The sequence below is a fragment of the Candidatus Infernicultor aquiphilus genome, assembly GCF_002784285.1.
Lineage (GTDB): Bacteria > Atribacterota > Phoenicimicrobiia > Phoenicimicrobiales > Phoenicimicrobiaceae > Infernicultor > Infernicultor aquiphilus.
In genome coordinates this window covers 1-4028 of sequence record NZ_PFKO01000327.1, presented here as the reverse complement: position 1 = coordinate 4028, position 4028 = coordinate 1, and the positions used below count along the sequence as shown (strand labels likewise).

The window sequence follows — 4028 nt, the reverse complement described above, 5'->3', positions numbered from 1 at the left end:
TAATAGCGACACCGAGCTTATCCCCTATCTGAAGGAAAAATCAGGCATTGCCAAATTGGAACATTCTCTTAGAATTTGTGAAGAACATTTGACCTCCTTTTCTCCCGAATCGAGTAAATATCAAGCAGCTCTTGAAAAATATGAAAAAATAACCAACCTCTTTGAACACCAAGGAGGTTATTCTTTTTCTACCCAAGCTCATAAAATTCTTAAAGGTTTAGGCTTCCGAGAAAAAGATTTCACCCGCCGATGTACCGAATTCTCTGGTGGATGGAAGATGCGAATACTTTTAGCTTCCATACTACTTTCCTCTCCTAACTCTCTTCTGCTTGATGAACCTACTAACCATCTGGATTCAGAAAGTTTGGAATGGTTAGAAAATTGGCTGCAAAATTTTTCTGGCAGCATAATATCAGTATCTCATGATCGATACTTCCTGGATAAACTTATGACTCAGATTGCAGAACTAGAGCATCAAAAATTAACCCTTTACCATGGTAATTTTTCCTATTATCTAAAAGAAAAGATAAAACGCCAGGAATTATTAATAAACGAAGCTAAAAATCAGCAAGATAAAATTGCTAAAACTGAATCTTTCATTGAAAGATTCCGCTATAAGAACACCAAAGCAGCACAGGTTCAAAGCAGGATAAAGATGCTCCAAAAAATTAAAACTATCCAAATTCAAAAAGCCGTAAAAAAAGTCACCATACGCTTTCCAGAATGTCCACGAAGCGGGAATAAAGTAGTGGAAGTGGAAAATTTATCTAAGATTTATGATGGTAATAAAGTTTTTAGTAATTTGGATTTTACCCTGCATCGTGGAGAAAAAGTTGCTTTGGTAGGGGTAAACGGGGCAGGAAAATCAACCCTCTCTCGATTAATTAGTAACCGAGAAATGCCTTCCTCTGGCGTAGTGCATCTTGGGCACAAAGTTAATCTGGCTTTCTTTTCTCAGGAAAGCTCACAAAATCTTAATTATCTCCATTCCATCTGGGAGGAAATATCTAACACCTCAAGCCTTATGGCTACAGGAGAAAGAAGAAGTTTACTGGGAGCCTTCCTTTTTTCCGGAGATAATGTTTATAAGTCAATTAATATACTTTCCGGAGGAGAAAAATCCCGTCTGACTTTAGTAAAAATATTGATGCAGGAATCTAATTTCCTGATCCTCGATGAACCTACCAATCATCTGGATATAGCTACTAAGGAATTATTTCAACAAGCCCTGCTGAAATATTCAGGAACAATCTTAATTGTTTCCCATGACCGCTATTTTTTAGACCATCTGATCAACCGGGTAATTGAAATAAGGGATGGTCGGATTTATGATTATCCCGGGAACTATTCCTACTTTATAGAAAAACGAGCTCAATTGTCAGCAGAAATTGATAACCGTGCTTTAACTATTAAAAATACACCATCATCAAAACCAAAAGCAAAAACTTTAGATAAACTAAAAAAACGGGAAGAAGCGGAACAGCGAAACCACCTGTACCGGCAGAATAAAGATATTCTGGAAAAATTAAAATCAATAGAAGAAAAAATAAAAGTCTTAAAAGAAAATAAAACTACCGCAGAAGCTCAATTATGCGACCCGGTGACATTGAAGGATTCTAAAAAAGTACAGATCTTGATGATTGATTTAAAGAGTTATAACCAGGAACTTACCACCCTAACCAAATCCCACGAAGGTTTAACCTTAGAAACCAAACCCCCTCTCCCCTTGGAGGAAGAGGGTTAGGGTGAGGGGGAGCAGAACAGGCGTCTCGCCTGTCTCATTCAAATGTAGGGGTCGGATTTATCCGACCCGTCTTTTCAAGTTTTAATCTCTTAAACTAACTCTTCTCCATTTCATTCCAGGCCATATAGATAGGGATGGCAACTAAAATATCAACAGCCCCAAAAAATCTTCCCATTACTACAATTGCGAATCCTAATACTCCAGTCAAAACAGCAACAATTAAAAAAATCTTTTTAGCTGTATCTTTGTCTCCTTCTTCAAACTTTTTCATCCCTAAAAAATATAGTACAGCACATAAAGCAGCTGCAATTATAAAGCCCATACTATCTCCCAACATAAGAGATAATATCGCTAATGCCCCCAAGCCAGATACTGAAATAATCATGTAAGTCCTGGTATTTAATCCACTTCCACTTGTTATTCTGCCTTTCCCGGGAGAAGAAGTTGAAGAAGAACTTTTTTGTTCCCCTTTCAGATTAAAACCACATGACGGACAAAAAGTTACCTCACCTTCAATTTTTTTACCACAATTTGGACAAAAAGACATTTTTTACCCCTCTTTTCCTCTTGATTATTTTAATTTTGCTCCACAATTCTGGCAGAACTTATCAGCTGCTCCCACAGGCTTACTACAGGAAGGACAAGTATTCGAAGTTGAAGGTTCAGTCTTTTCTAGTGCAGGCTCAGCAACTACCACTCCTAAATATTCCTCTATCTTACTGAATATTCGCTTTGTTTCTCTTGAAGCTTGCCCCCAATCAATAAGAAGTGTTTTCACTTTGGGCTTAATACCAATAGCCACAGTAGTTTCATTAGTATCGGGAACAGATTTTACTTCAATAATTCCTTCTCCTCCGGTAGAAAATATAGTAAACCCCGTAGATATATTGATTATTCCTTCTTTTTCATTTTTGCTGACTATTCCAATTTTAAGATCTTCTAAGGCCTTAGTAATAGCTGAAAAAACTTCAGAAAAACTCTTCTGATAACTTCTCACTTCTTCTCTCTTTTTCGCTGCCATTTTGGCACCTCCATTATTAATAAATTTTTAAATTTAGAAAAATAAAATCCTTCTTGCTCTCCATTTAAAGAGAATGTTAAATTGTTTTAGGCAGGTCTAATATTATATTTACCCGTATCCTATAAATCTTTCAGGTTATTTAAATTATGATTATATCTATAGTTCTACATAAATTTTAAAAATCCTTCTTTTTTAAGAAAATATTTTAAATTAAAGCGTAAATTCTATATTTACATCTTTTTTGCAAATTACTACTATTTATTAGTGTAATACCGCAATTTATCCGTAATATCAAATAGTGTACTTGCAAAAATGTGTAATTAAGATGTAATTTATTACCTACTTCAGCACTTTTCCGCAAGTCCTATTATTTTACAAAACGAGCAAAACCCCTCTTTTTTCAGTAGGGGCGGATTTATCCGCCCCGTCTGAAGATAGGGTAAATAAATCTGTCTTCTCTAAAGAGTAAGACTTATCTAAAAATACATTTGCGAAAACCTTATAATACAAGTGATTTGAAAAATAGGATGCAAAGAAAATGAAGTGAAATGCTTGATTAGATAAATACCTCACTACCAAGAGCGATATTGCGATAGGATTGTTGAATAGGATCTTTCATATTCTGATGTTGAATAATATATTCCCGAATTAAAGTTTAAACCGCGACTTTTAATTTTCTTTCATTTCTAATAACTATTTCTGGGTTTTTATTTTCTTTGGGAATTGGTAATTTTCTTTCTTTTAATAATTTTAAATGCTCTTCTATCCCCCACTTTGCTTGATAAAGGCAATCTTCTATTGAATGGCCGACCCCTGTAAATCCTTCGATATTAGGAGAATAAAAAGTAAAAAAAGTGGGGTCTTTAGTGGCTTCTATTACCAGAGAATATTTTAAATTGATCATATTATAAATTCCTCCCTTGTTTTAGACCAACACTCTTTAAAATAATGGAATATCCGTTTTTTTCTAAAATTCTTACCAACTCACTAAATTTCAAAATTTACTCCTATATTGATACTCATTTTACAATTTCCGGTTCTGAGCTATATTTTCTTAAATTTATTATAAGTTATTTAATTGAGATTATCAATTTTTTTTCTTACCCTCTCTCTCAATGTTGTTATCATCTTTTGCTTGATCTCACTTATTTTATGATTCGTTTTACTTTCTTGTTCAAATCTTTTAGCAGTCTTAGAGACAGTAGAGTAATCCATCTCAAAAAGCTGGCCAATCTAAGCCAAAGAAAATGAAGCGAAATGCTT

At 34.4% G+C, this 4028-nt stretch carries 4 protein-coding genes; 1 reads left to right on the top strand and 3 read right to left on the bottom strand.

What is annotated here, in order from left to right:
- The coding region (locus COZ07_RS09140; protein ID WP_406608257.1) for an ATP-binding cassette domain-containing protein at window positions 1-1744 on the top strand (1744 nt) is incomplete at its 5' end.
- Window positions 1745-1838: 94 nt separating this feature from the next.
- Here COZ07_RS09140 and COZ07_RS09135 read toward each other — a convergent pair.
- From COZ07_RS09135 to COZ07_RS09125, 3 genes are all read right to left on the bottom strand, one after another.
- Window positions 1839-2291, bottom strand: coding sequence for a zinc-ribbon domain-containing protein (locus COZ07_RS09135; protein WP_406608256.1), 453 nt, complete (start codon window positions 2289-2291; stop codon window positions 1839-1841).
- A gap of 24 nt (window positions 2292-2315) precedes the next feature.
- Window positions 2316-2765: a zinc ribbon domain-containing protein gene (locus COZ07_RS09130; RefSeq protein WP_406608255.1), complete on the bottom strand. Its 450-nt coding sequence runs from the start codon at window positions 2763-2765 to the stop codon at window positions 2316-2318.
- 655 nt (window positions 2766-3420) lie between these two features.
- Window positions 3421-3669, bottom strand: coding sequence for a type II toxin-antitoxin system HicB family antitoxin (locus COZ07_RS09125; protein WP_406608254.1), 249 nt, complete (start codon window positions 3667-3669; stop codon window positions 3421-3423).
- Window positions 3670-4028: the final 359 nt, after the last annotated feature.

What these genes read in the sequence shown, in the direction of transcription:
- COZ07_RS09130 (WP_406608255.1), bottom strand. Translation starts at nt 2,765, where the DNA reads ATGGCAGCGAAAAAGAGAGAAGAAGTGAGAAGTTATCAGAAGAGTTTT.
- COZ07_RS09135 (WP_406608256.1), bottom strand. Translation starts at nt 2,291, where the DNA reads ATGTCTTTTTGTCCAAATTGTGGTAAAAAAATTGAAGGTGAGGTAACT.
- COZ07_RS09125 (WP_406608254.1), bottom strand. Translation starts at nt 3,669, where the DNA reads ATGATCAATTTAAAATATTCTCTGGTAATAGAAGCCACTAAAGACCCC.